General features: G+C 70.5%; 13 protein-coding genes. 10 read left to right on the top strand and 3 right to left on the bottom strand.

Annotation, left to right across the window (positions count from 1 at the left end):
* Window positions 1–14: 14 nt before the first annotated feature.
* From FJV41_RS27025 to FJV41_RS27000, 6 genes are all read left to right on the top strand, one after another.
* On the top strand, window positions 15–1295 hold the full coding sequence (locus tag FJV41_RS27025) for an SO2930 family diheme c-type cytochrome (protein WP_141645447.1): 1281 nt from the start codon (window positions 15–17) through the stop codon (window positions 1293–1295).
* A gap of 124 nt (window positions 1296–1419) precedes the next feature.
* Window positions 1420–2466, top strand: coding sequence for an ABC transporter substrate-binding protein (locus FJV41_RS27020; RefSeq protein WP_141645446.1), 1047 nt, complete (start codon window positions 1420–1422; stop codon window positions 2464–2466).
* Entirely contained in the window at window positions 2463–4124 is a 1662-nt protein-coding gene (locus FJV41_RS27015; protein ID WP_141645445.1) for an ABC transporter permease, read from the top strand. Before FJV41_RS27020 ends, FJV41_RS27015 begins: the two co-directional genes overlap by 4 nt.
* On the top strand, window positions 4124–5158 hold the full coding sequence (locus FJV41_RS27010) for an ABC transporter ATP-binding protein (RefSeq protein WP_141645444.1): 1035 nt from the start codon (window positions 4124–4126) through the stop codon (window positions 5156–5158). The genes FJV41_RS27015 and FJV41_RS27010 overlap by 1 nt, the downstream gene beginning before the upstream one ends.
* A 106-nt stretch (window positions 5159–5264) precedes the next feature.
* Window positions 5265–5678, top strand: coding sequence for a hypothetical protein (locus FJV41_RS27005; RefSeq protein WP_141645443.1), 414 nt, complete (start codon window positions 5265–5267; stop codon window positions 5676–5678).
* Between the two features lie 21 nt (window positions 5679–5699).
* Window positions 5700–6119 carry a VOC family protein gene (locus FJV41_RS27000; protein WP_141645442.1) on the top strand — a complete coding sequence of 140 codons (420 nt, stop codon included), beginning with the start codon at window positions 5700–5702 and terminating at the stop codon, window positions 6117–6119.
* A gap of 64 nt (window positions 6120–6183) precedes the next feature.
* Here FJV41_RS27000 and FJV41_RS26995 read toward each other — a convergent pair whose 3' ends face one another.
* Together FJV41_RS26995 and FJV41_RS26990 are read right to left on the bottom strand one after the other, a co-directional pair.
* Window positions 6184–7506 (bottom strand): metal-dependent hydrolase family protein, encoded by a 1323-nt coding sequence (locus FJV41_RS26995; RefSeq protein ID WP_141645441.1) that lies wholly within the window; start codon window positions 7504–7506, stop codon window positions 6184–6186.
* Window positions 7507–7604: 98 nt separating this feature from the next.
* Window positions 7605–9026, bottom strand: a complete 1422-nt coding sequence (locus tag FJV41_RS26990) for an MATE family efflux transporter (protein WP_141645440.1) — start codon at window positions 9024–9026, stop codon at window positions 7605–7607.
* A 378-nt stretch (window positions 9027–9404) separates the two neighbouring features.
* Here FJV41_RS26990 and FJV41_RS26985 point away from each other — a divergent pair, with 378 nt between their 5' ends.
* Both FJV41_RS26985 and FJV41_RS26980 read left to right on the top strand, forming a co-directional pair.
* Window positions 9405–10370: a gamma carbonic anhydrase family protein gene (locus FJV41_RS26985; RefSeq protein WP_246137437.1), complete on the top strand. Its 966-nt coding sequence runs from the start codon at window positions 9405–9407 to the stop codon at window positions 10368–10370.
* 194 nt (window positions 10371–10564) lie between these two features.
* Complete coding sequence (locus tag FJV41_RS26980; protein ID WP_181790963.1) at window positions 10565–16273, top strand: AAA family ATPase; 5709 nt, start codon at window positions 10565–10567, stop codon at window positions 16271–16273.
* 105 nt (window positions 16274–16378) lie between these two features.
* On the opposite strand, the gene FJV41_RS26975 is transcribed toward FJV41_RS26980, so the two are convergent.
* Window positions 16379–18544, bottom strand: coding sequence for a M4 family metallopeptidase (locus FJV41_RS26975; RefSeq protein ID WP_246137436.1), 2166 nt, complete (start codon window positions 18542–18544; stop codon window positions 16379–16381).
* A gap of 459 nt (window positions 18545–19003) precedes the next feature.
* Here FJV41_RS26975 and FJV41_RS26970 point away from each other — a divergent pair, with 459 nt between their 5' ends.
* Window positions 19004–20038 (top strand): DUF2169 family type VI secretion system accessory protein, encoded by a 1035-nt coding sequence (locus FJV41_RS26970; protein ID WP_141645436.1) that lies wholly within the window; start codon window positions 19004–19006, stop codon window positions 20036–20038.
* A 148-nt stretch (window positions 20039–20186) separates the two neighbouring features.
* Window positions 20187–20705 (top strand): DUF6484 domain-containing protein, encoded by a 519-nt coding sequence (locus FJV41_RS26965; protein ID WP_141645435.1) that lies wholly within the window; start codon window positions 20187–20189, stop codon window positions 20703–20705.
* Window positions 20706–20889: the final 184 nt, after the last annotated feature.

Genomic DNA, 20889 nt, shown 5'->3' with positions numbered 1-20889 from the left:
AGGACTGACTCGCCATGCGCGCGCCGTACATGACTCGCCTGGGCCTCGCCGCGGTGCTGTTCGCCGCGGCGGTGGCCGCCTGCTCGGGTGGAAACGATGACCCACCGGGCGGCGACAACCCGCCTGACTCGGGGAACCACGACAGCGGCACCCCGGATGCGGGTGACTCTGGCACTCCGTCCACACCCGACGCGGGGCCGGACGCTGGACCGGATGCCGGTGAACCCGACGCCGGAGTGGATGCGGGGACGGACGCGGGCACTCCCGATGCGGGGCTGCCCGAGGGCACCGTCACCATCCCCAACAAGCTGTCGGAGCTGGGGCTGTTCACCGGGAGCCCGGCGACCAGCGACTTCCAGCCCGTGGCGGGCAACATCCCCTACGAGCTGACCACGCCGCTGTTCTCCGACTACTCGCTGAAGTCCCGCACGCTGTACGTGCCCGCGGGCAAGGCGGCGGTGTACTCGGCGTCGGACGTGTTGGATTTGCCGGTGGGGACCATCATCACCAAGACGTTCGCGTTCCCCGCCGACTTCCGGGAGCCGGACAAGAATGTGCGCCCCCTGGAGACGCGCATCCTGGTGCGGCAGCCGGGCGGCTGGGAGGCGTATCCCTACGTCTGGAATGACGCGCTGACGGAGGCGGACAAGGCCGTGGGCGGCAAGGTGTTCAAGAACTTCGAGTTCATCGACGCCCAGGGCGTGGCGAAGAAGTTCGACTACCTGGTGCCCCAGCGCAACCAGTGCCAGAAGTGCCACCATGTGGTGGATGAGCAGGACAACCAGCAGCTGCTGCCCATCGGCGTGAAGGCCCGGTATCTCAACCGGGACCATGTCTACGACGGACAGACGCTCAACCAGCTCCAGCACCTGGCGGACCTCGGGAAGCTGACGGGGTTGCCTCCCGCCATCCAGATTCCTCGCGCGCCGGACGCCTTCAACACGGCGGAGGCGAGCCTGGAGATTCGCGCGCGCACCTACCTGGATATCAACTGCGCGCACTGTCACAACCCGAAGGCGCAGCCCGGCATCACCAGCCGGCTGTTCCTGGACATCAAGACGACGGACGAGTTCAGCCTGGGCCACTGCAAGCGGCCGGGCTCCGCGGGCAACGGCGTGGGCGGTGAGTTCGACATCGTCCCCGGAGACCACTCCACGTCCATCCTCTGGTACCGCATGAACACCGAGGAGTCGGGAAAGATGATGCCGGAGATTGGCCGCGCCCTGCGCCACGACGCGGGCTCGCAGCTCATCGCCGACTGGATTGACGCCATGACGCCCCGCACCTGCAAGTAGGGCGACACGCGTGTCGACTGACAGCCCCCTCCGTGCCTTCCGGGCGCGGAGGGGGCTTTCCTTTTGAAGATGCGTCCGTGAGGGACGGCGACTTTCGGCGGGGGTGCCGCATAATCCCGGGCGCATGTCCCTTCCCGCCCTGGCCCGAACGGCCGGCCTCGTCCTCGCGCTGGCCGTGTTCGCCTCGTGCCGCATCGAGTCCGCCGCGCCCTCATCCGGCGCCACCCTCTCCCACGAGGGCGCGCCGTCCGGCGAGGTCTGGGTCTACACGTCCATGTACCAGCACGTGCTGGACGCGCTGGAGCCGCTGCTGAAGAAGAAGCTCCCCGGCGTCACGGTGCGCTGGTACCAGGCCGGCAGCGAGAAGGTGGCCAGCCGGGTGGAGGCCGAGCGCGCCGCCGGCGCCGTGCGCGCCGACATCCTCTCCGCGTCGGACCCGTTCTTCGTCGAGCGACTGGCACGCTCCGGCGCCTTCCTGCCCTATGCCTCCCCGCATGTGCTGCGCGTCCCGCGCTCGCTGCTGGATTTGGACGCCCGCCATGCCTCCATCCGCGTGTCCACCATGGTGCTGGTGCACCGCGAGGACTCCCCTCCTCCGCCCACGTCCTTCGCGGCGCTGGTGGACGGGACGTGGACGGGACGGGTGGCCATTGGCGACCCGCTCACGTCGGGCACGGCCTTCACCTGGGCGGTGTTCTGTCAGTCGAAGTATGGCGACGGGTACTTCACCGGCCTGCGCGAGCGCGGCGCCATCGTCGCGGGCGGCAACGCGGCGGTGCTCCAGAAGGTGGAGAGCGGCGAGGCGGACGCGGGCGTGCTGCTGCTGGAGAACGCGCTGACGGCCCGCTCACGCGGCAGTCGGATTCGCGTGGTCTGGCCCACCGACGGCGCCGTCACCATCCCCGGGCCCGTGGCTCTCTTCGCGACGACGCCCAACCCCGTGGCCGCGAAGGCGGTGGTGGACGTGCTCCTGTCTCCCGAGGGCCAGCGACTCATCGTCGAGAAGGGTGACATGCACGCGGTGGATCCACGCCTCCCCGGCCCCGGCGGTGAGCCCGGCGTGGACACCCTGCTGACGCGCACGCAGCCGTGGACACCCGCGCTGATGGAAGAGGGCCTCACGCGCGGCGGCGTCATCAAGGAAGCCTTCAGCCGGGCCTTCTCGAGATGAGCCCCCTGGCGCGGTGGCTCGGGCTGTTCGCGTGGCTGGTGCCCCTGGTCCTCTTCGCGGTGGGCCCGGTGGTGCTGCTGCTCGCGCGCGGCGCGGGAGCCCCGGGGACGCTCGGCTGGGATTGGCTGGTCTCGGAGGCGGGCGCGCTGGGCAACACGCTGGCCATCTCCGGCGGGGCGGCGGTGCTCGCGCTCGTCCTGGGCACGCCTTTGTCGCTGTTGCTGTTCCGCACGGACCTGCCGCTGCGCGGCGCCTTCACCGTCCTCTTCACCCTGCCCTCGGCGATTCCCGCGTTCATCTGGGGCATGGGATGGCTGTCATTGGCCAGTCCGCGCGCGGGCTATCTCAACCGGCTGCTGGGTGAGGGCACGCTCGACATCCACGGCCCGGTGGGCATCGCCTTCGTGGAGGGATTGTCCGGACTGCCGCTGGTGCTGCTCGCGGGCGCCGCGGCGCTGCGGCGCGTGGACCCCGCGCTGGAGGAGGCCGCGCGCGTGTGTGGCGCCTCGCCCGCGCGGGCCCTGCTGACGACGACGGTGCCGCTGGTGCTCCCCTCGCTCCTGTCCGGCGCGGTGATGGTGTTCCTGATGGCGGCGTCGTCGTTCGGCGTGCCGTACCTGCTGGGCGTGTCCGCGTCTCCGCCCACGCGCGTGCTCACCACGCGCATCTACGAACTCGTGCTGCTCGGGGACGAGGGCCTGGGCCGGGCCTCCGCGCTCGCGCTCGCGCTGCTCTTGCTCACTCCGCTGTCCCTGCTGGCGACGTGGGCCCTGGGCCGCTCGGGCCGCGTGCGGCTGAGCACGGGCAAGGGCCTGGCCTCGCGTCCCCTGTCCCTGGGCCGCGCGCGCACCGGGGCCACCGTGGGGGTCGCGAGCACGTGCGCGCTGCTCGTGTTGCTGCCGCTCGCCGCCATCCTGCTCACCTCGCTCCAGCGCAGCTTCGGGGCGAGGCTTGCGTGGGAGGAGTTGACGCTCGCGCACTGGTCCGGCGTCCTGCTGGAGCCGCGCACCCTGCGCGCCACGGGGCTCAGCCTGCTGCTCGCGACGGGAGCGGGCGCGCTGGTGTGTGGGCTGGGGCTCGCCGCGGCGCTGCTCCAGCGGGCCTTCCGCCGACTCGGCGCGGGCGTGGAGGCCGTCGCCGTATGGCCCTATGCGGTGCCGGGCACGGTGCTGGCCCTGGCGCTGCTGCTCGCCTTCTCGCGGGACTGGCGCTTCATCCTCGTGGACAAGGTGGCCTTCGTGCTCGCGCTGGCGCACACGCCGTGGCTGCTGCTCATCGCCTATGCGGCGAAGTACCTGGCGCTGGGGACGCGCAACAGCGCGGAGGCGCTGGCCCAGTTGGACCCGTCCCTGACGGAGGCGGCGCGCATCAGTGGAGCGGGGCCGCTGCGGGCCTTCGTCGACGTGCCCCTGCCCCTCTTGCGGCCCGCGCTCACGGTGGCCTTCATCCTGGCCTTCCTCTCGTGCGCGACGGAAATCACCATGTCCGTGTTGCTGGTGCCCGCGGGCTCGGAGGTGCTGGGCAAGCTGCTGTTCGACCTGCAGAGCTACGCGGACCCCGCCGCGGCGGCGGTGCTGGCCTGCGCCTTCGTCGCGCTGGTGGTGTTGGGACAAGCGGTGCTCGCGCTGGTGGCCCGGCGCGCGGCGGAGGCGCGGTGATGGCGGCGATTTCGTTGGAAGGGTTGTTCAAGTCCTACGGCGCCACGCCCGTGGTGCGCGGCCTGAGCCTCGAGGTCCGCGAGGGCGAGCTCGTCTCGCTGCTGGGCCCGTCCGGCTGCGGCAAGACGACGACGCTGCGGATGCTCGCGGGCCTGGAGCACCCCGACACGGGCGTCATCCGCATTGGCGGGGAGATGGTGGCGGGGCCGGGCGTGCGCGTGCCGCCCGAGCGGCGCGGACTGGGCATGGTGTTCCAGGGCTACGCCGTCTGGCCGCACCGCTCGGTGGAAGAGAACGTGGCCTATCCGCTGACGCTGCGTCACATGTCGAAGACGGAGGTCGCCGCGAAGGTGCGCGAGGCCCTGCGTTGGGTCCGCCTGGAGGCGCTGGCGACTCGAAGGCCCCACGAGCTGTCGGGCGGACAGCTTCAGCGCGTGGCCCTGGCGCGCGCCCTGGTGGCCAGCCCCCGCGTGCTGCTGCTGGACGAGCCGCTCTCCAACCTGGACGCGGCGCTGCGTGAAGAGCTGCGCGCGGAGCTGGCGGCCCTGCGCGCGCGGCTGGGCACCACGCTCGTCTTCGTCACGCATGACCAGGGCGAGGCGCTCGCGCTGTCGGACCGCATCGCGGTGATGAACCAGGGCGTGCTGGAGCAGGTGGACGCGCCCGAGACGCTGTATCGCGAGCCAGCCACGCCCTTCGTCGCGGGCTTCGTCGGCGGAGCGAACGTCCTCACCGGCGAGGTGCGCGAGGGCGCCTTCCACACCGCGCGGAGCGGCACGGTGTTCCAACTGTCCGCCGACACCTCGGCACCCCCGGGCCCCGCGACCCTGGTCGTGCGGCCCGAGGACCTGGCGCTCGGTGAACAGGGCACCCCTCTGCCCCTCTCCGCGCGCCTGTTCCTCGGACACGCCGCCGAGTACCGCTTCCCCGTCGACGGCACCCTGCTGCGCGTGGTGGCCCCACCACTTGAAGTGCGCCCGGGTCAGACACTCAAAGTCCAGCTCCGCAAGGCGCGCCTGTTCTCCGTCGGCTGAGATTTCGAGAGTCTTCGGAGGAGTCGCCCTGGATGATTCCGGACTCGTTGATTGAAAAACGAGGCTCCGACAACAATCCCGTGTCCCCCCGGTATTCGGAGTCACCTTGCCCCGTCACATCCCCTTGCTCGCGCTCCTCGTGCTGTCCCTTGGCCTCTCCGCCTGCACCGAGGACGACGTCTGTACGGAGATTTCCACCTGCGGCTCGTGCGCGAGTGAGTACGTCGCCAATGCCTGCAAGTGGTGCCCGTCCGACAGCACCTGCTCCGCGTATGGCGAGAACAGCTCGTGCTCGTACTCGGAGCTGAAGGACGACGCGGACGAGTGTGGCGGCACGTCGGGCTCGTGCACCAGTCCGTACTCGGGGCCGGCGGCGGACCCGCAGTCCTCCGCGTTCTGCCAGGCCGCGTACCACTACGGCTGCCAGGGCAACACGTTGAAGCGCAACGACAACTGCCGCGTGTACGCCCAGTTCGAATCAGACAATCCGGGCATGCCCTCCTGCCCCTACTGCCCCTGAGCCGATAGGTTCGAGGAATCCATGAGCGACGAAAACCCGAGCATCCTCTCTCACGTCTCCGTCGGAACGAATGACTTCGCCCGCGCGGTGGCCTTCTACGACCAGGTGCTCGCCACGCTGGGCTGTCGTCGGGTGCTCGACTTCCCCAACGCCGTGGCCTACGGCAAACAGTTCCCGGAGTTCTGGGTGCAGATGCCCCTCGACGGACAGCGCGCCACCGTCGGCAACGGCACGCACTTCGGCTTCATCGCCACCTCGAAGCAGATGGTGCACGCCTTCCACGCGGCCGCGCTCGCGGCGGGAGCCACCGACGAGGGCGCCCCCGGTCCGCGCCCGCTCTACGGCGAGCCCTACTACGGCTGCTTCGTGAGGGACCCGGACGGCCACAAGGTAGAGGCGTCCTTCTGGGATGCCTCGCTGGGCGACGCGCACGGCGCCTGAAGCAGCCCCCCACGAGCGATGCGGGCCTGTGCGAGGAGGACTCGTCGGGCACGCGGGGGTTCGTTCAGCGGGCGGCGGAGGGCACCACGGGCTCGGTGTCATGGCGGTAGATGACGCCCTCCTTCATCACGAAGAACACGGCCTCCGTCTTCCGGATGTCCTGGAGCGGATTGCCCGGCACCGCCACCACGTCCGCCAGCTTCCCCGGCTCCAGCGTGCCTAGCGTGGCGGACACGCCCAGGAGCTCCGCCGCGTGCACCGTCGCCGCGCGCAGGGCCTCGGCCGGCGCCATGCCCGCTTCCACCAGCAGCGCGAACTCGCCCGCGTTGCGCCCGTGCTCGAAGACCCCCGCGTCCGTGCCGAAGGCGATGCGCACGCCCCGCGCAATCGCCTTGCGCAGCGACTGCTTGCGCGCCTCGTCCACCGCGCGCACCTTGCGGATGTTGTCCTCCGGCAGGCGGCCCTGGTCCGCGCGCTCCTTCACGCCCTGGAAGGCCATGGCGGTGGGCACGAACCAGGTGCCCTTGCGCTTCATCAAGTCGAGCGCCTCGTCATCCAGCAGCGAGCCGTGCTCGATGGAGTCCACGCCGGCGCGGATGGCCCGCTTGGCCCCCTCCGCTCCGTGGGCATGCGCCGCCACCTTGCGCTTGCGCGCGTGCGCCTCATCCACAATCGCATCCAACTCCGCCTGGGTGAGCTGCGGCGAGTCCACATCCGAGTTGAGGCTCAGCACGCCGCCCGTCGCGCACACCTTGATGAGGTCCGCGCCGTACTTGAGCGTGTCGCGCACCTTCGCGCGCAGCGCCTCCGGCCCGTCCGCCACGCCCGCGCCCGTCTCGTCCGCCAGCACGCCCTTGCGCCAGGAGTTGCCCTCGTCGCAGTGGCCGCCCGTGGTGCCCAGTCCCGCCGTGGCCGTCAGCATGCGCGGCCCCACCACCGTGCCTCGGCGGATGGAGTTGCGCAGCCCCACGTCGATGAAGTCTCCGGCGCCCAGGTTGCGCACGGTGGTGAAGCCCGCCATCAGCGTCGCGCGCACGCGCGGCAGGGACTCCAGCGTCTGCTCCGGAATGGTCCGCTGGAGCGAGTCGATGACGTCCTGCCTCCAGTCCTCGCCCGGCTCGCCCGTCAGGTGAGTGTGCGAGTCCATGAAGCCGGGCAGCAACGTGGCGTCCCCCAGCTCCACCACGCGCGCGCCCTCTGGCGCCTTCGCGCCCGCGCCCACCGCCGCCACCTTGCCGTTCGTCACCACCACCACGCCCGGCGTGACGAGCTTCCCCGTCTTCGCGTCGAACAGGCGCGCGGCCTTGAGCACGTAGGCCCGGGGCGGCTCGGCCGCGGAGGAAGGGAGTCCCAACACCAGGCAGGCCACGAGGAGCGCACGTCTCATGAGGCCCATTGCCCTCCGCTCCCCCCACCCGAGTCAAGCGCCCGGGTGCATTCCCACCGTGAGCGCACCGCGCGCTCACGGAAGAAGCCGGAAGCCCCCTACACCTCGCGCAGCTTCCAGGTGCCTCGCCGGAAGAGGATGGCGGAGACGATGGCCAGCATGGAGAAGGCCACCGTGAGGGCCAGGAAGACGCCCGAGGGCCCCATCCCGACAGGCCCCGACAACACCCACGCCAGCGGCAGCTCGAGCAACCAGAAGCAGAAGATGTTGATGAGGGTGGGCGTGGCGGTGTCCCCCGCGCCGTTGAACGACTGCGTGAGCACCATGCCGAAGGCGTAGAAGAGGAAGCCTCCGCTGATGATGCGCAGCGCGTGGGCCCCGTAGTCCACCACCGCCGCGTCGGGCGAGAAGGCGCTCACCAGGGGCTGGGCGAAGACGATGAACAACAGCCCCAGCGAGCCCAGGAAGACGGCGTTGATGACGCCCGCCGTCCACACCGCGCGCTCGCCGCGCTCCGGCTGCTTCGCCCCCAGGCTCTGCCCCACCAGCGTGGCCGCCGCGTTGGCCAGGCCCCACGAGGGCAGGAGCGCGAAGAGGACGATGCGCATGGCGATGGTGTAGCCCGCCACCACCGCGCTGCCGAACGTCGCGACGATGCGCGCCAGCACCACCCAGCTCGTGGTGTTCACCAGCGACTGCGCCGTGCCCGCGCCGGACAGCTTCAGCATGGCCAGCATCGTCCCCGGCTCCAGCCGCAGGTGCTCGCGGCGCACCTGGAGCCTCCCGCTGCCACGCGCCAGCCGGTAGAGCTGGTACACCACGCCGCAGCTGCGGCCGAACGTGGTGGCGACCGCGGCGCCCATGACGCCCAGCTCCGGGAAGGGCCCCAGGCCGAAGATGAGCATGGGCGCCAGGACGATGTTGATGGCGTTGGCCAGCCACAACACGCGCATGGCGATGGCCGCGTCCCCCGCGCCCCGGAAGATGGCGTTGATGAGGAACAGCAGCAGCACGCTGCCCATGCCGCCGAGCATCACCCGCGTGTAGCGCACGCCGTGCTCCAGCACCCACGGCGAGCCGCCCATCAGCTCCATCAACGGCCGGGCGAACACGACGCCCGCCACCGCCACGGGAATGGCCAGCAGCACCCCCAGGCCAATGGCTTGCACCGCGGTGCGCGCGGCCCGCTCCGGGTCCTTCTCACCGATGCGGCGCGACACCAGCGCCGTGGCGCCGATGCTCAGGCCCGCCGCCGCCGCGTAGATGATGGTGAGCAGCGACTCCGTCAGGCCCACCGTCGCGACGGCATCCGCGCCCAGCCGCCCGACGAAGAACACGTCCACCACGGCGAAGATGGACTCCATCACCATCTCCAGCACCATGGGGACCGCGAGCAGGAAGATGGCCCGCTTCACCGGCAGACCCGTGAGGTCCCGCTCGGTGCCATGCATGGCTTCCTTCAGCGAAGCCCAGAGCCCCACCGCGGGTTCCCGCGACGACGGCGCATCCACCTCCGACATTTCCGGCCTCCATGCCGCCCCGAACCTGGGCCCTTCTGGCAGGAAGGCGCGGGCGCGTCCAGGGACGGCCGCCGCCGTCATCGGCTGACCCCGGGCCCGGAGCACGGCGGACGGACGAGCGGGCGGGCCCTTGTCCTTCGCGCCCGGACGAGCGTGCGTGGAAGTCTCTTGCCCCGTACCGGAGGCGGAGCCCCGAGGGCTCGGTCGTCCTGCCTCGAACACCCATCCAGCGCCGGCGGGCCGTCCTTCTGTCCCGGGCCGAGGTGTAGCTTGCCTCCACTCATGGTGACGAGCTTTTCGCGTGTGGCACCTTCCACGGACCCCAGTCAGGGCGCCGCTCATTTCCGTCTGGCCAGCAGTGCGCGCGTCCTGGGACGCATGCACCTGGGACCGGGGGTCCACGTCGCACAAGGCGCGGTGGTGTGCTCTCCGGAAGGCGCGGTCCAACTGGGCGCGGGCTCCGCGGTCCGGGAGAACGCGGTGGTCATCGGCACGGCCCGACACCCCGTCGCGGTGGGAGAGAAGACCGCGCTCGGTCCGAGGAGCCTCATGCTCGGCGCATCCGCGGGCCACCTGTGTGACGTAGGCGCTGGCGCCATCCTCATGCCCGGCGCGCAGCTGGGAGACCGCTGCCTCGTGGCGGATGGCACGCTGGTGCCCGCGGGCATGTTCGTGCCCTCCGATTCCGTCGTCGTGGGGCGGCCCGCCCGGGTCGTCCGCCGGGTCGACACCGGCGACCTGGAGCGGCTGCGCACCGCGCGAGGCGGCACCCTCTCGCTGCCCGAACAACCCCTCACCCCCTTCTTCGCGAGAGACCGCGCCGAGGACGCCCCCATGGGACAGTTGTACTCCTTCCGAGACAAGCACCCGCTCGTCCACCCCACCGCCACCCTCTTCTCCTCCTGCGAGGTGACGGGAGACGTGCTCATCGGACCGGGCGCCATCATCGGCCCCGGTGTGAGAATCGTGGGCGAGTCCCACGTCCCGCTGCGCATCGGCGCGGGGGTGCGCATCCACGCCAACGCGGTGGTGCACCTGCAGCCGGGCGGCTCGCTCGTCATCGAGGACGGCGTCTTCATCGGGCCGGGCTGCCTGGTGCACGCCTGCTTCGTGGGCGCGGGGACGGTGGTGGAGCCAGGCGCCATCCTCTGCGACCGCAGCCGCCTGGGCCGGGGCTGCATCGTCGGCGCGGGCAGCCTGGTCCGCGCGGGGACCCTGTTCCCGGACGCGGCGCAGGTGGACGGCTTTCCCGCGGTGCAGACGGGCTTCCTCTCCGCGCTGCCACCCGCGCCCGTCTGGGCCCTGCGGCCCGAGGACCTGCCCGAGCTGCGCCGCGTGAGCTGAAGACCGTATCCGGCGGGCGCGCCACACCCGGAGGCCGTGCGAGGCCCCGGCGGGTCGCCCGTCAGCGCGTGCGCCGCGCGTGCCGTAAGGCACCTCCGTCCAAATCGTGAAGGAAGCGGGACGCCGCGCGGGGAGTGGCCGGGTGGGCCTGGCCGCGCGGGGACCGGACGGAGGGCTTTCACGGCGAGGGCGAGATGTGGCAGGCGCCGGGCACCGAAGGGCTTCAGGAGATTCATCGAGGACGCCGCTACGTCGTCCTGCGGACCTGGGGACAGGACGGCAGGCCCCTCGTCATCAAGCAGGTCCGCCGAGGTCCGCTCGCCGTCGGCAGCGGCCCCATGCTGCGCCACGAGGACGCGCTCCTGCGCGAGCTGCGCGACGGGGTGCCGGACATCTCCCGCGTCGTCTCGCTCACCGAGGAGCCCTCACAGCCGCTCGCGCTCGTCCTGGAGGACGCCGGGCCCCACAACCTCCAGGAGTGGCTGCATCGCAGGCCGGTGGGCGTGGAGGTCTTCATGGAGCTGGCCCTCCAGCTCGCTGGCATCCTCTCCCGCCTGCACCAGCACCACGTCATCCACCGCGACCTCAACCCCACCAACCTCGTGATGAGCGCCAGCGGTCAGCGCCTCACGCTCATCGACTTCGACCTGGCCACGCGCGTCTCCGGCCTCGCGCCCTCCGGGGACATGCCCGGAGAGCTCCAGTGGGCCCTGGCCTATATCGCCCCGGAGCAGACGGGCCGGATGAACCGGCTCATCGACCACCGCGCGGACCTCTACTCCCTGGGCGCGACGTTCTACGAGCTGCTCACGGGTCTGCCGCCCTTCACGTCCGCGGACCCCGTGGAGCTGGTCCACGCCCACCTGGCCCGGCATCCCGTGCCGCCCGCGTTCGCCAACCCCGCCGTCCCTCGCGTCGTCTCCGACATCGTCCTCAAGCTGCTCGCGAAGATGCCCGAGGAGCGCTACCAGAGCGCCGACTCCCTCCTCGTGGACCTCCAGGAGGTCCGCCGCAGGAAGGGCGCGGACCTGTCCGACGACTTCGAGCTGGGGCGGCTGGACCTGGCCCGCCAGCTGTCCCTCCCCGAGCGACTGTATGGCCGCGAGCCGCAGCAGGCCGAGCTGCGCGCGGCACGGGAGCGCGTGCGCCAGGGCACCAGCGAGCTGCTCCTCCTGTCCGGCGCGGCGGGCATCGGCAAGTCGGCGCTGGTCCACGAGCTGGCGCGAGACGCGGCGCGCGGCGACCGGCTGCTGACCGGCAAGTTCAACCAGCTCCAGGGCAACGTGCCCTACTCCGCGTTCGTCCAGGCGTTCCAGGGCCTGCTGCGCGAGCTGATGGAGGAGGCTCCGGAGGCGCGGGACATCTGGCGTCAGCGACTGCTCGGCGCCCTGGGCCCCCACGCCCGCGTCATCAGCGACGTCATCCCCGCGTTGGAGGAGCTGCTCGGCCCGCAGCCCCTGCCCCCGAAGCTGGGACCGGTGGAGGCGTCCGCGCGCTTCCATCTGCTCTTCCAGTCCTTCGTGCAGGCGCTGGCGACGCCCCGCCACGTCCTGCTCCTCTTCCTGGATGACCTCCAGTGGGCGGACCCCGGCTCGCTCCAGCTCCTCAAGAGCCTCTGCGGAGACCCCGGCTCGCTCCACGTCCTCTTCGTCGGCGCCTGGCGCTCCCAGGAGGTCGGCCACGAGCATCCGCTGCCGCGGCTGTTGAGCACGCTCGAGGAGCAGGGGGCGATTCCCTCCCACGCCTTCGAGCTGGAGCCGTTGGATGCCGCCGCCATCACCGCGCTGTGCGCGGACACCTTTCGCCGCGAGCCGTCGGAGGTGGCGCCCCTGGCGGAGCTGCTCCTGAACAAGACGGCGGGCAACCCGCTCTTCCTCACCCGCCTGCTGCGGCTCCTGCACACGTCCGGACTGCTGAACTTCGATTTGGAGCAGGGCACGTGGACGTGGGAGCTGGAGCGGCTGCGGCGCGTGGAGGTGACGGAGAACGTGGTGGAGCTGATGCTCGCCGCCATCCGTCGGCTGCCGGAGCGGGCGCAGTACGTGCTGGAGGTCGCCGCCTGTCTGGGGGACCGGGTGGAGCTGGGCCTGCTGTCATCACTCGTCGACGAGCGCGCGACGGAGGACACGGCCTCCGCCTTGTGGAGCCTGCTGCGCGAGGGGCTGCTCATTCCGGAGAACGAGCGCCCGCAGGCGCGCACGGAGGACACCCCCATCACCCCCGAGGCCACGTATCGCTTCGCGCATGACCGCGTCCGACAGGCCGCGTACTCGCTGCTCACCGAGGACCAGCGCGAGGAGCTCCATCTGGCGGCGGGGCGCCAGCTCTTGCGCGGGGCGCGCGGGGACGTGCTCGAGGAGCGCCTCTTCGCGGTGGTGGACCACCTGTCTCGCGGCGCGCGCAAGCTCAGCGGCGCCGGGGAGCGCCAGACGCTGGCGGAGCTGCTCTTTCGCGCGGGCCTCAAGGCCAAGGAGGCGTCGGCCTTCGGCGCGGCGCTGGTGTATCTCACGCGGGGACTGGCCCTGCTGCCCCGCGAGGACTGGCCCCGGCGACACGAGCAGATCTTCCAGGTCCACAAGGAAGCGGCGGAGTGCGCCTACCTGTCCGGCAACGGGAAGCTGGCCGAGGAGCTGCTCCACACCGCCCACGAGCACGCCGCCTCCGCGCCGCGCAAGGTGGACCTGTACGTCCTCCAGGTGCTGGCGCTCCTGATGAACGGCCACCACGCGGAGGCCCTGCGCGCGGGCCAGGAGGGGCTGCGCCTGTTCGGAATGGAGCTGCCCGAACATGGCTACGCCCAGGCGCTCGCCTCGGAGCGGGAGCGGATGGAGCACCACCTGCGGGGGCGCCCGGTGGAGGAATTGCTGGAGGCGCCCCTGCTGGAGGACCCGCGCCACCTGGCCTGCGTGCAGCTCCTGTCCGAGCTCGTCACGCCCGCGTTCTTCGTCGACCCGAACCTCTTCTCGTACCTCAACACCCTCGCCCTGGTGCTCACGCTGGAGCACGGCAACTCCCGCTGGGCGCCCGCGGTGTACGCCTGTCACGGGATGCTGCTCGCCAGCGAGGGCGACGCCGCGAGCGCCTATACCTGGTGCAACCTGGGCGTGGCGCTGGCTCGGCGGCTGGGTGACGCGCGCCAGGAGTGCCGGGCCCTCATCACGCTGACCCTCAACATCAATCACTGGCGCGCGCCCCTGCGCACCAACCTGTCGCTCCTGCGGCGCGCCGTCACCACGGGGCTGGCCAGCGGTGACCTCCAGTTCACCAGCTACGCGCTCACCACCGTCGTCTCCACCGAGCTGGCCATGGGCACCGAGCTGGTGCGCGTCCTGGGCTCCATCGACACCAGCCTGTCCTTCGCGCGCCGCGCGGGCGTCCAGGTGATGGCGGACGTGTCCATCCTCTCCCGTCAGGCCATTCGCGCGCTCCAGGGCCGCACCCACCAGCTCGCCCGACTCAGCGACGACGACTTCGACGAGCAGGACTTCCTCGACTCGGGGCTGACGACGCACACCAGCCTCTATCTGCACGCCCTCTTGAAGCTGCTGGTGGCGTATGTGCTGGGCGACCTGGACGAGGCCCTGAAGATGTCGCGCGAGGCGCTGCCCTACGAGCACTTCGCGCAGGGCTTCTTCCGCAACGTCGACTTCAACGTGCTGACGTCGCTGACGCTGGCGGCGCGGGCCACCCGTCTTCCCGAGGAGCGCGAGGCGATGCTCGGCCTGCTCGCGGAGAACCAACGGAAGCTCGGCGGCTGGGCGGAGACCTGCCCGGAGAACTTCCGCCACAAGCACCAGCTCGTCTCGGCCGAGGTGGCCCGACTGGAGGGGCGGCACCTGGAGGCCATGGCCCTGTACGACAGCGCCATCGACGGCGCCCACACCGAGGGCTTCCTCCAGGACGAGGCCCTCGCGAACGAGCTGGCGGGGCGCTTCCACCAGCAGCTCCATCACAAGCGCTTCGCCACGCTCCACCTGCGCGCGGCCCTGGACGGCTACACGCGCTGGGGCGCGCAGGCCAAGGTGGTGCTGCTGGAGGAGGAGTTCCCCGAGCTCAAGTCCCTGGTCGACCGCTCCTGGAGCGAGCCGGGCATCACCCCGACGAGGCCCGATGCCCCGGGCGCGTCGCTGGATTTGCTCACGTTGCTCAAGGCGTCGGAGACGCTGGTGGGCGAGGTGGTGCTGGACCGGCTCCTGGAGAAGCTGATGGCGGTGTGCTTCGAGGCCGCGGGCGCCACGCGGGGCGCGCTGGTCCTGGATGAAGCGGGCGCGCTCCGGGTCCGCGCCGTGGGCGCCATCTCCGAGCCCGTCAGCCTGGAGCGCACGCCCCTGGCGCATGCCAGCCAGGTGCCCATCACCCTGCTGGAGCACGCCTTCCGCACCGGGGAGACGCTGGTGCTGGCCGACGCCGCGCACCAGGGGCGCTTCGTCCAGGACGCCTATGTCCTCCGCCGCGCCGTGAAGTCCGCGCTGGCCATCCCCATCCAGCGCCATGGCAAGACGGTGGGCGTGCTCTACCTGGAGAACGACCTGGCCACCCGCGCCTTCACGCCCGAGCGCGTGGGGGTGCTGCGCACGCTGTCGTCGCAAATCGCAATCTCCCTGGAGAACAGCCGCCTGTTCGAGCAGCTCCATGTCGAGGTGCAGGAGCGCCGCCGCGCGGAGCGGGCCGTGCGCTTCCTGGCCGACTCCGGACTCGCGCTCGCGGAGTCGCTGGATTTGGAGCAAACGCTCGCGAAGGCCACGCGGCTGGTGGTCCCCTTCCTCGCGGACTGGTGCATGTTCACCGTCGTCGAGCGAGGCGACACGCTGCGCACGCTGGCGGTGGCCCACGTGGACCCGGTGAAGGAGGCGCGCCTGCGCGAGCTGCTGGAGCACTACCCCGTGGACTGGACGTCTCCGCCCGCCGTCATCCACGCGCTGCGCACCGGCCAGCCCTTCCTGCGCGCGGACGTCACCGACTTCATGCTGCGCGAGCACGGCCACGGCCCGGAGTATGTCGAGCGCCTGCGCGAGCTGGGCTCACAGGCGGCCATGCACGTGCCGCTCATCGCCGGAGGCAGGACGCTGGGCGTCGCGACGTTCGTCTCCGGCACGCCCGGCCGCCGCTACAGCGAGGTGGACCTGGGCCTGGCGCAGGAGCTGGCCCGCCGCGCCGCCGTCTGCATCGACAACGCCCGCCTCTACCGCGAGTCCCAGGATGCCATCCGCCTGCGCGATGAGTTCCTCAGCGTCGCCTCCCATGAACTGAACACCCCGCTCACGTCGCTGCGCCTCATGGTGCAGACGCTCTTGCGTCACACGCCCCAGGGGCTGCCGCCCGTCGCCATCCGCGGACTCAAGACGCTCGACAGCCAGAGCCTGAAGCTGGCCACGCTGGTGGAGGAGATGCTCGACATCTCCCGCCTCCAGGCGGGGCGCCTGGATTTGCACCTGTCGCGCGTCGACCTCGTGGAGGTCCTCGGCGCCGTCACCCGGCGCATGCAAGAGCCCCTGAAGCGCGCCGACTGCGAGCTGGCGCTTCATGTCGATGGAGAAGCGTTGGTCGGCCGCTGGGACGCGGCGCGGCTCCAGCAGGTGTTCGTCCACCTCGTCTCCAACGCGCTCAAGTTCGGCGCCGGCAAACCCATCACCCTGCGGGCCTGGGGCGACGCGGACGTCGTCCATGTGAGCGTCCGGGACGCGGGCATCGGAATCGCCGCCGACCGGCTCGCCCACATCTTCGAGCGCTTCGAGCGCGCCGTCTCCGTGCGCGCCTATGGGGGGCTCGGGCTCGGGCTCCACCTGGTGCGGGAGCTGGTCACCGCGCTCGGAGGCTCCATCCGCGTGGAGAGCACGCCCGGCGAGGGCAGCACCTTCACCGTCGAGCTGCCCCGCGAAGGACCTCCGGACACGCCCGCGTGACGGGAGGGCTGGCGGACAGGTGCCACCCCAAAAAGACAGCACCCGGGTGGCCGCCACGAAGGCCCCCCGGGTGCTTGCTTCAGACCTGCGATGTGACGTGAAGGACTAGTACGCGCCCTTCAGCGTGACACCGGTGTAGGCCGAGTAGCCACGCACCATCACGTAGTACTTGCCCGCCGTGGTGTTCGTCAGGGCGCACGTCTCGACGTTGCCCGACAGGTACGGACGGCAGTTGTACGTGGTGGTGGTGGGGGCCGCGTTGAAGCGAACGTACAGGTCCGCGTCGCCCGTGCCGCCCGTGGTGGTGAACGTCACCCGGGTGTTGGCCGGCACGTCCATCGTGTAGTTCACGGAGGAGCTGGCGGCGCCCGCCAGGCCCGTCACCGGCACGTTGTTCTGCAGCACGTTGGTCGGAGGAACAACCGTGCTGAACGAGCCCGTCAGCGTCGCGCCGGAGTAGGTGGCGTACGCGCTGATGAGCACGTGGTAGACGCCCGCCTGCGCGGTGGGGATGGTGCAGGTCTCCGTGTTGCTGCTGCTCTCCGACTTGCAGTCGTAGGTGGAGGAGCTCGGCTGCGAGCCGAACCGGACGAACAGGTCCGCGTCACCCGTGCCACCGGCGAGCGTGAACTTGAGGTTGGTGGCGCCGGCCGGGACGGTCAGGTTGAAGAACTTCTGGTTGCCCGTGGCACCGCCCAGGTTGTTCACCGGGATGCCGTTGGTCAGCACGACGGACGGCTGGGGAGGCAGGGTGACGCCCACGCCCACCGCTTCCCACGCGGCCTTCACGGCATCCTGCGTGGCCTGGTCATAGCCGAGGTCCAGCGCGGCCTGGATGGTCCACGTCTTCGCCTGAACGAAGGTGGTGGAGGCCGTGTAGATGTCGGTGTTGGCCTTGTACCAGATGCGGGCGGCCTTCTCGACGCCGATGGCCGGCACGGAGATGGTGGAGCGGCCGCGCGGGTGCGTGCCACCCTTGGAGAGCAGCGCGAACGCCAGGTTCGGGATGCCCGAGCTGTAGTGCACGTCCGTGCCGGAGGTGAAGTCGGAGGCGAAGTCCAGCGAGGCGCCGTCCTTCTTCGGGTCATCCATGTAGCGCAGGGCGTCGTTCGCCGTGCCCGGCGTCCACACGTCCTCGCCAATCATCCAGATGGCGGGCGTGGTGGCCCAGGAGCCGGAGGCCCAGCTCTCGCAGATGGCGGAGAAGGTGTCCGACATCGCCTCGTTCAGACCGCCGGACTGGCCGGAGTACGTGAGGTTGGACTCGTTCTCCGTCACGGCGTGGGTCAGCTCGTGGACGGTGACGTCCGCGTCCTTGCCCAGCTCGATGGAGTTCACGCCGTCGCCGTCGCCGTACACCATCTGGGTGCCGTCCCAGTACGCGTTCACGTAGTTGCTGCCGTAGTGAACGGTGCTGATGAGGGTGGCGCCCGCGTTGTTGATGGAGTCGCGGCCGAACAGCGTCTGGTAGCAGTTGTACGTGTACCCGAGCTGGTCGTAGTTCATGTCAACGTGGGCGTCGCCGATGGCGGCCTGGCCCTCGCTGCGCTTCAGCGTGCCCGGCGTGCTGCTGCCGTTGTTGGCGCTGTACACGCGGCGGTTGAGCGCGGAGTGGATGCGCGGGTGACGCGCGACCACACCGGCCTGGCCACGGGCGTCGACGAACACGTCGTCCACCAGCGGGATGCCCTCGACCTGGGTGCCGACGACGCGCACCTGCCACGCCAGGAAGAGCTGCTCGTTCACGTCACGCACATAGACGAGCCGGGGCTCGCCCTCGGTGGAGATGCCGGTGCCGGCCGTGGCGCGGGCCGCCGCACGGGCCGCCGCGGAGCCATCCACGCGGGGAACCGCGGGCAGGTCCTGGCCGTCACGCGCGGAGCTGTTGGCCGCGTACACCTGGCCGTCCGGGCGAACGTGCAGCACGAGCTCGCCGTTGACGACCTCCAGGCCGTTCTTCGTCTGCCGGTAGCGCAGGTGCTGGTTGCCCTGGGCGTCGGTGCGGGCCTTGTTGAGGAACATGTCGTCCGCGCTCAGGCGGAAGATGGGGGCGATGCCCGACAGCGCGGGAGCCGCGGCGAAGGCCGCGTGGCCCACGGAGAGCGCGGACAGCGTGCGCTCCACCTTGCCCAGCTCACCGACCACCGTGAAGGGGATGCCGTCGGAGTGCACGCCCGCCACGCCCGCACCCGGCAGCTTCCCGAGGGAGCCCTGGATGTCGCCGCCGGACTTCGCTTCAGGAGCCTTCGTCTCGTCTCCCGTGGAATCCACGGTGCCGCACGCAGTGAGCGCTACTCCCAGCCAAGCCGCACCAATCGTCTTCAGGACTCGATGAGCCAAACGCACTACCTCCGGTAGAAAGACGGGATAGTCGTGACACACCTGGAATCAGGATTTCAAATACAAAATCGAAAATTCATGTTTCCGATTATTTCCTGACATGATTTGTAAAGCCCATTTACGCGTTTTTCCTTGTTGAGCAAGAAACGTCCAGACCAGGTGCGGGGTAACAGCTCACAGGGAGAAGCGGGCGGTAGAAGTCGACCCTGCCTGAAACACGGGCACGTCTGTGAGGAATTCGAACGTTCTTGAGAGACATTGATGTCGAAGAAATGAGCCGATGTGACGACGGGTGGGAGGAGGGCCGGCCTCGCGGAGGTGGGTGGCCTGCTACAGTGACGTACTTGTCCGGCGCGAGGGCTTCGCGCCTGGTGCCTGGGGGCGCGCGCCATGGGGCATCCCGCCGTCGAGAACGAGACTCCGTTCGCCTTTGACCTGATGGGGCTCTGCGACGAGGAGGGGCGGCCGTTGCTCCTGCTCGTGGTGAAGGCGACGTATGGACTCGGCGAGGCGGGGCTGACGGGGGTGAAGGAGCAGCCGAAGGTGAGCTGGCAGGGGCAGCCCTGGGGCGAGCCCGGGGAGTCCAGCTACCGGTACGAGGTGGAGGGCGCGTTCATCAAGCCCGCGACGGACGTGGTGTTGCTGGGCCATGCGCATGCGCGGCGCAAAGGGGACACGGAGGTGCTGGTGGCGCTCCAGGTGGGGCCGCTGACGAAGGCGGTGCGGGTGTTGGGGGAGCGCACGTGGTTCCGGAGCCTGGGGCGGGTGTCGGCGACGAAGCCGCTGCCGTTCGAGCGGATGGCGTTGCAGTGGGAGCGGGCCTTCGGTGGGTGGGACAGGACGGATGCGGGGAGGCCGGCGTTCGAGCCGCGCAACCCGGTGGGCATGGGCTTTCGCGCCAGCGCGCGGCACTTCGAGGAGGGGTTGCGGTTGCCCAACCTGGAGGACCCGGCGGAGCCGCTGCGGGAGTTGGGGCAGCGGGTGACGCCAGTGGGGTTCGGCTTCACGTCACCGGACTGGCAGCCTCGGGCGAGGTACGCGGGGACGTATGACGAGGCGTGGAGCAAGACGCGCAAGCCGCTGTTGCCCAAGGACTTCGACCGGCGCTTCTTCAACGCGGCCGCGCCGGGGCTCGTGGCGCCGGGGTACTTGAAGGGGGACGAGGCGGTCATCATCGCCGGGGCTTCGCCGAAGGGACGGCTGGCCTTCTCGCTGCCCGGGCAGGCGCCGCCGGTCGTCACGGTGGAACTGGCGGGCACCGAGGACGCGAAGCCCGCGATGCACCTGGACACCGTCATCCTGGATGCCGATGCGGAACAGGTGACGCTGCTGTGGCGAGGGCATGTCCTCCTGGGGGACGGACTGCACGACGTGCGGGGACTGCGTGTCACGGCGGAAGGTGTGTCGAAGCCCACATCGGATTGAGTGGCCGCGCTGGCCGATTCCGCGCACGGCGAGGGCCCTCCGGCGCCTGTCAGGCGGCCTCTCGCATGAATGCGCTATCATTCGTCGTCAGCCTGGTCGCGGCTGAGAGCTTTCGTCTTCATCCACCTCGTTCGCCAGGGCCTTCCTCATGAGCTCACACCCCGCCAGCAAGTCGAGCCAGCCCGGCCCCCAGGTGCGGGAGCCCATCCTCGGGAGTCGTTCCGGACAGCTCGTGGGACTCGAGGCCTCGGGAGCACCGCTCGTGGATTTTCCTGGCAACTCCACGGGCCCCGTCACCGCGCGACTGGCGGTGGCCCTGGAGCCCCGGGGCCTCCAGGAGGCCGTGGCCCGACGCCAGAAGGTGGTCCTCCTCTTCGAGAACGGTGACCCGGCGCTGCCCTTCATCATGGGCCTCATCCACGAGCCCAGCCCCACGCCCTTGCTGGATGCCTTGCTGGAGACCGCCGAGCCAGCGCCACCGCCTACCGAGGCACACGTCGACGGCAAGCGGGTGGTCATCGAGGGCCAGGACGAAGTCGTCCTCAAGTGTGGCGAAGCCAGCATCACCCTGCGCCGCAATGGCAAGGTCATCATCAAGGGGACCTATCTGGAGTCGCGAGCCACGGGCACCCACCGCATCAAGGGTGGCTCGGTGGAGATCAACTAGACGACATCCAGCGCGCCCCAGGACGCTCTCTGGGGAGGGGGACTCGAACCCAGACTCAGAGCCTCTATCAAATGTGAGGATAGAGGCTGCGGAAGAGCATGACGCAGCAGCCGAGGACGAGGAAGCCGAAGTGGACGTCGTCCCTGCGCTCGTCACGGACACGGAGCCGACGAAGCTGATTCTT

The organism is Myxococcus llanfairpwllgwyngyllgogerychwyrndrobwllllantysiliogogogochensis (assembly GCF_006636215.1).
Taxonomy (GTDB): Bacteria; Myxococcota; Myxococcia; order Myxococcales; family Myxococcaceae; genus Myxococcus; species Myxococcus llanfairpwllgwyngyllgogerychwyrndrobwllllantysiliogogogochensis.
This window is presented reverse-complemented; position numbering and strand designations above follow the sequence as displayed.

Bases quoted from the DNA above. Each gene is read 5' to 3' on its own strand.
- FJV41_RS27025 (WP_141645447.1), top strand. From the start codon at position 15: ATGCGCGCGCCGTACATGACTCGCCTGGGCCTCGCCGCGGTGCTGTTC.
- FJV41_RS27020 (WP_141645446.1), top strand. From the start codon at position 1,420: ATGTCCCTTCCCGCCCTGGCCCGAACGGCCGGCCTCGTCCTCGCGCTG.
- FJV41_RS27015 (WP_141645445.1), top strand. From the start codon at position 2,463: ATGAGCCCCCTGGCGCGGTGGCTCGGGCTGTTCGCGTGGCTGGTGCCC.
- FJV41_RS27010 (WP_141645444.1), top strand. From the start codon at position 4,124: ATGGCGGCGATTTCGTTGGAAGGGTTGTTCAAGTCCTACGGCGCCACG.
- FJV41_RS27000 (WP_141645442.1), top strand. From the start codon at position 5,700: ATGAGCGACGAAAACCCGAGCATCCTCTCTCACGTCTCCGTCGGAACG.
- FJV41_RS26995 (WP_141645441.1), bottom strand. From the start codon at position 7,506: ATGAGACGTGCGCTCCTCGTGGCCTGCCTGGTGTTGGGACTCCCTTCC.
- FJV41_RS26990 (WP_141645440.1), bottom strand. From the start codon at position 9,026: ATGTCGGAGGTGGATGCGCCGTCGTCGCGGGAACCCGCGGTGGGGCTC.
- FJV41_RS26985 (WP_246137437.1), top strand. From the start codon at position 9,405: ATGCACCTGGGACCGGGGGTCCACGTCGCACAAGGCGCGGTGGTGTGC.
- FJV41_RS26980 (WP_181790963.1), top strand. From the start codon at position 10,565: ATGTGGCAGGCGCCGGGCACCGAAGGGCTTCAGGAGATTCATCGAGGA.
- FJV41_RS26970 (WP_141645436.1), top strand. From the start codon at position 19,004: ATGGGGCATCCCGCCGTCGAGAACGAGACTCCGTTCGCCTTTGACCTG.
- FJV41_RS26965 (WP_141645435.1), top strand. From the start codon at position 20,187: ATGAGCTCACACCCCGCCAGCAAGTCGAGCCAGCCCGGCCCCCAGGTG.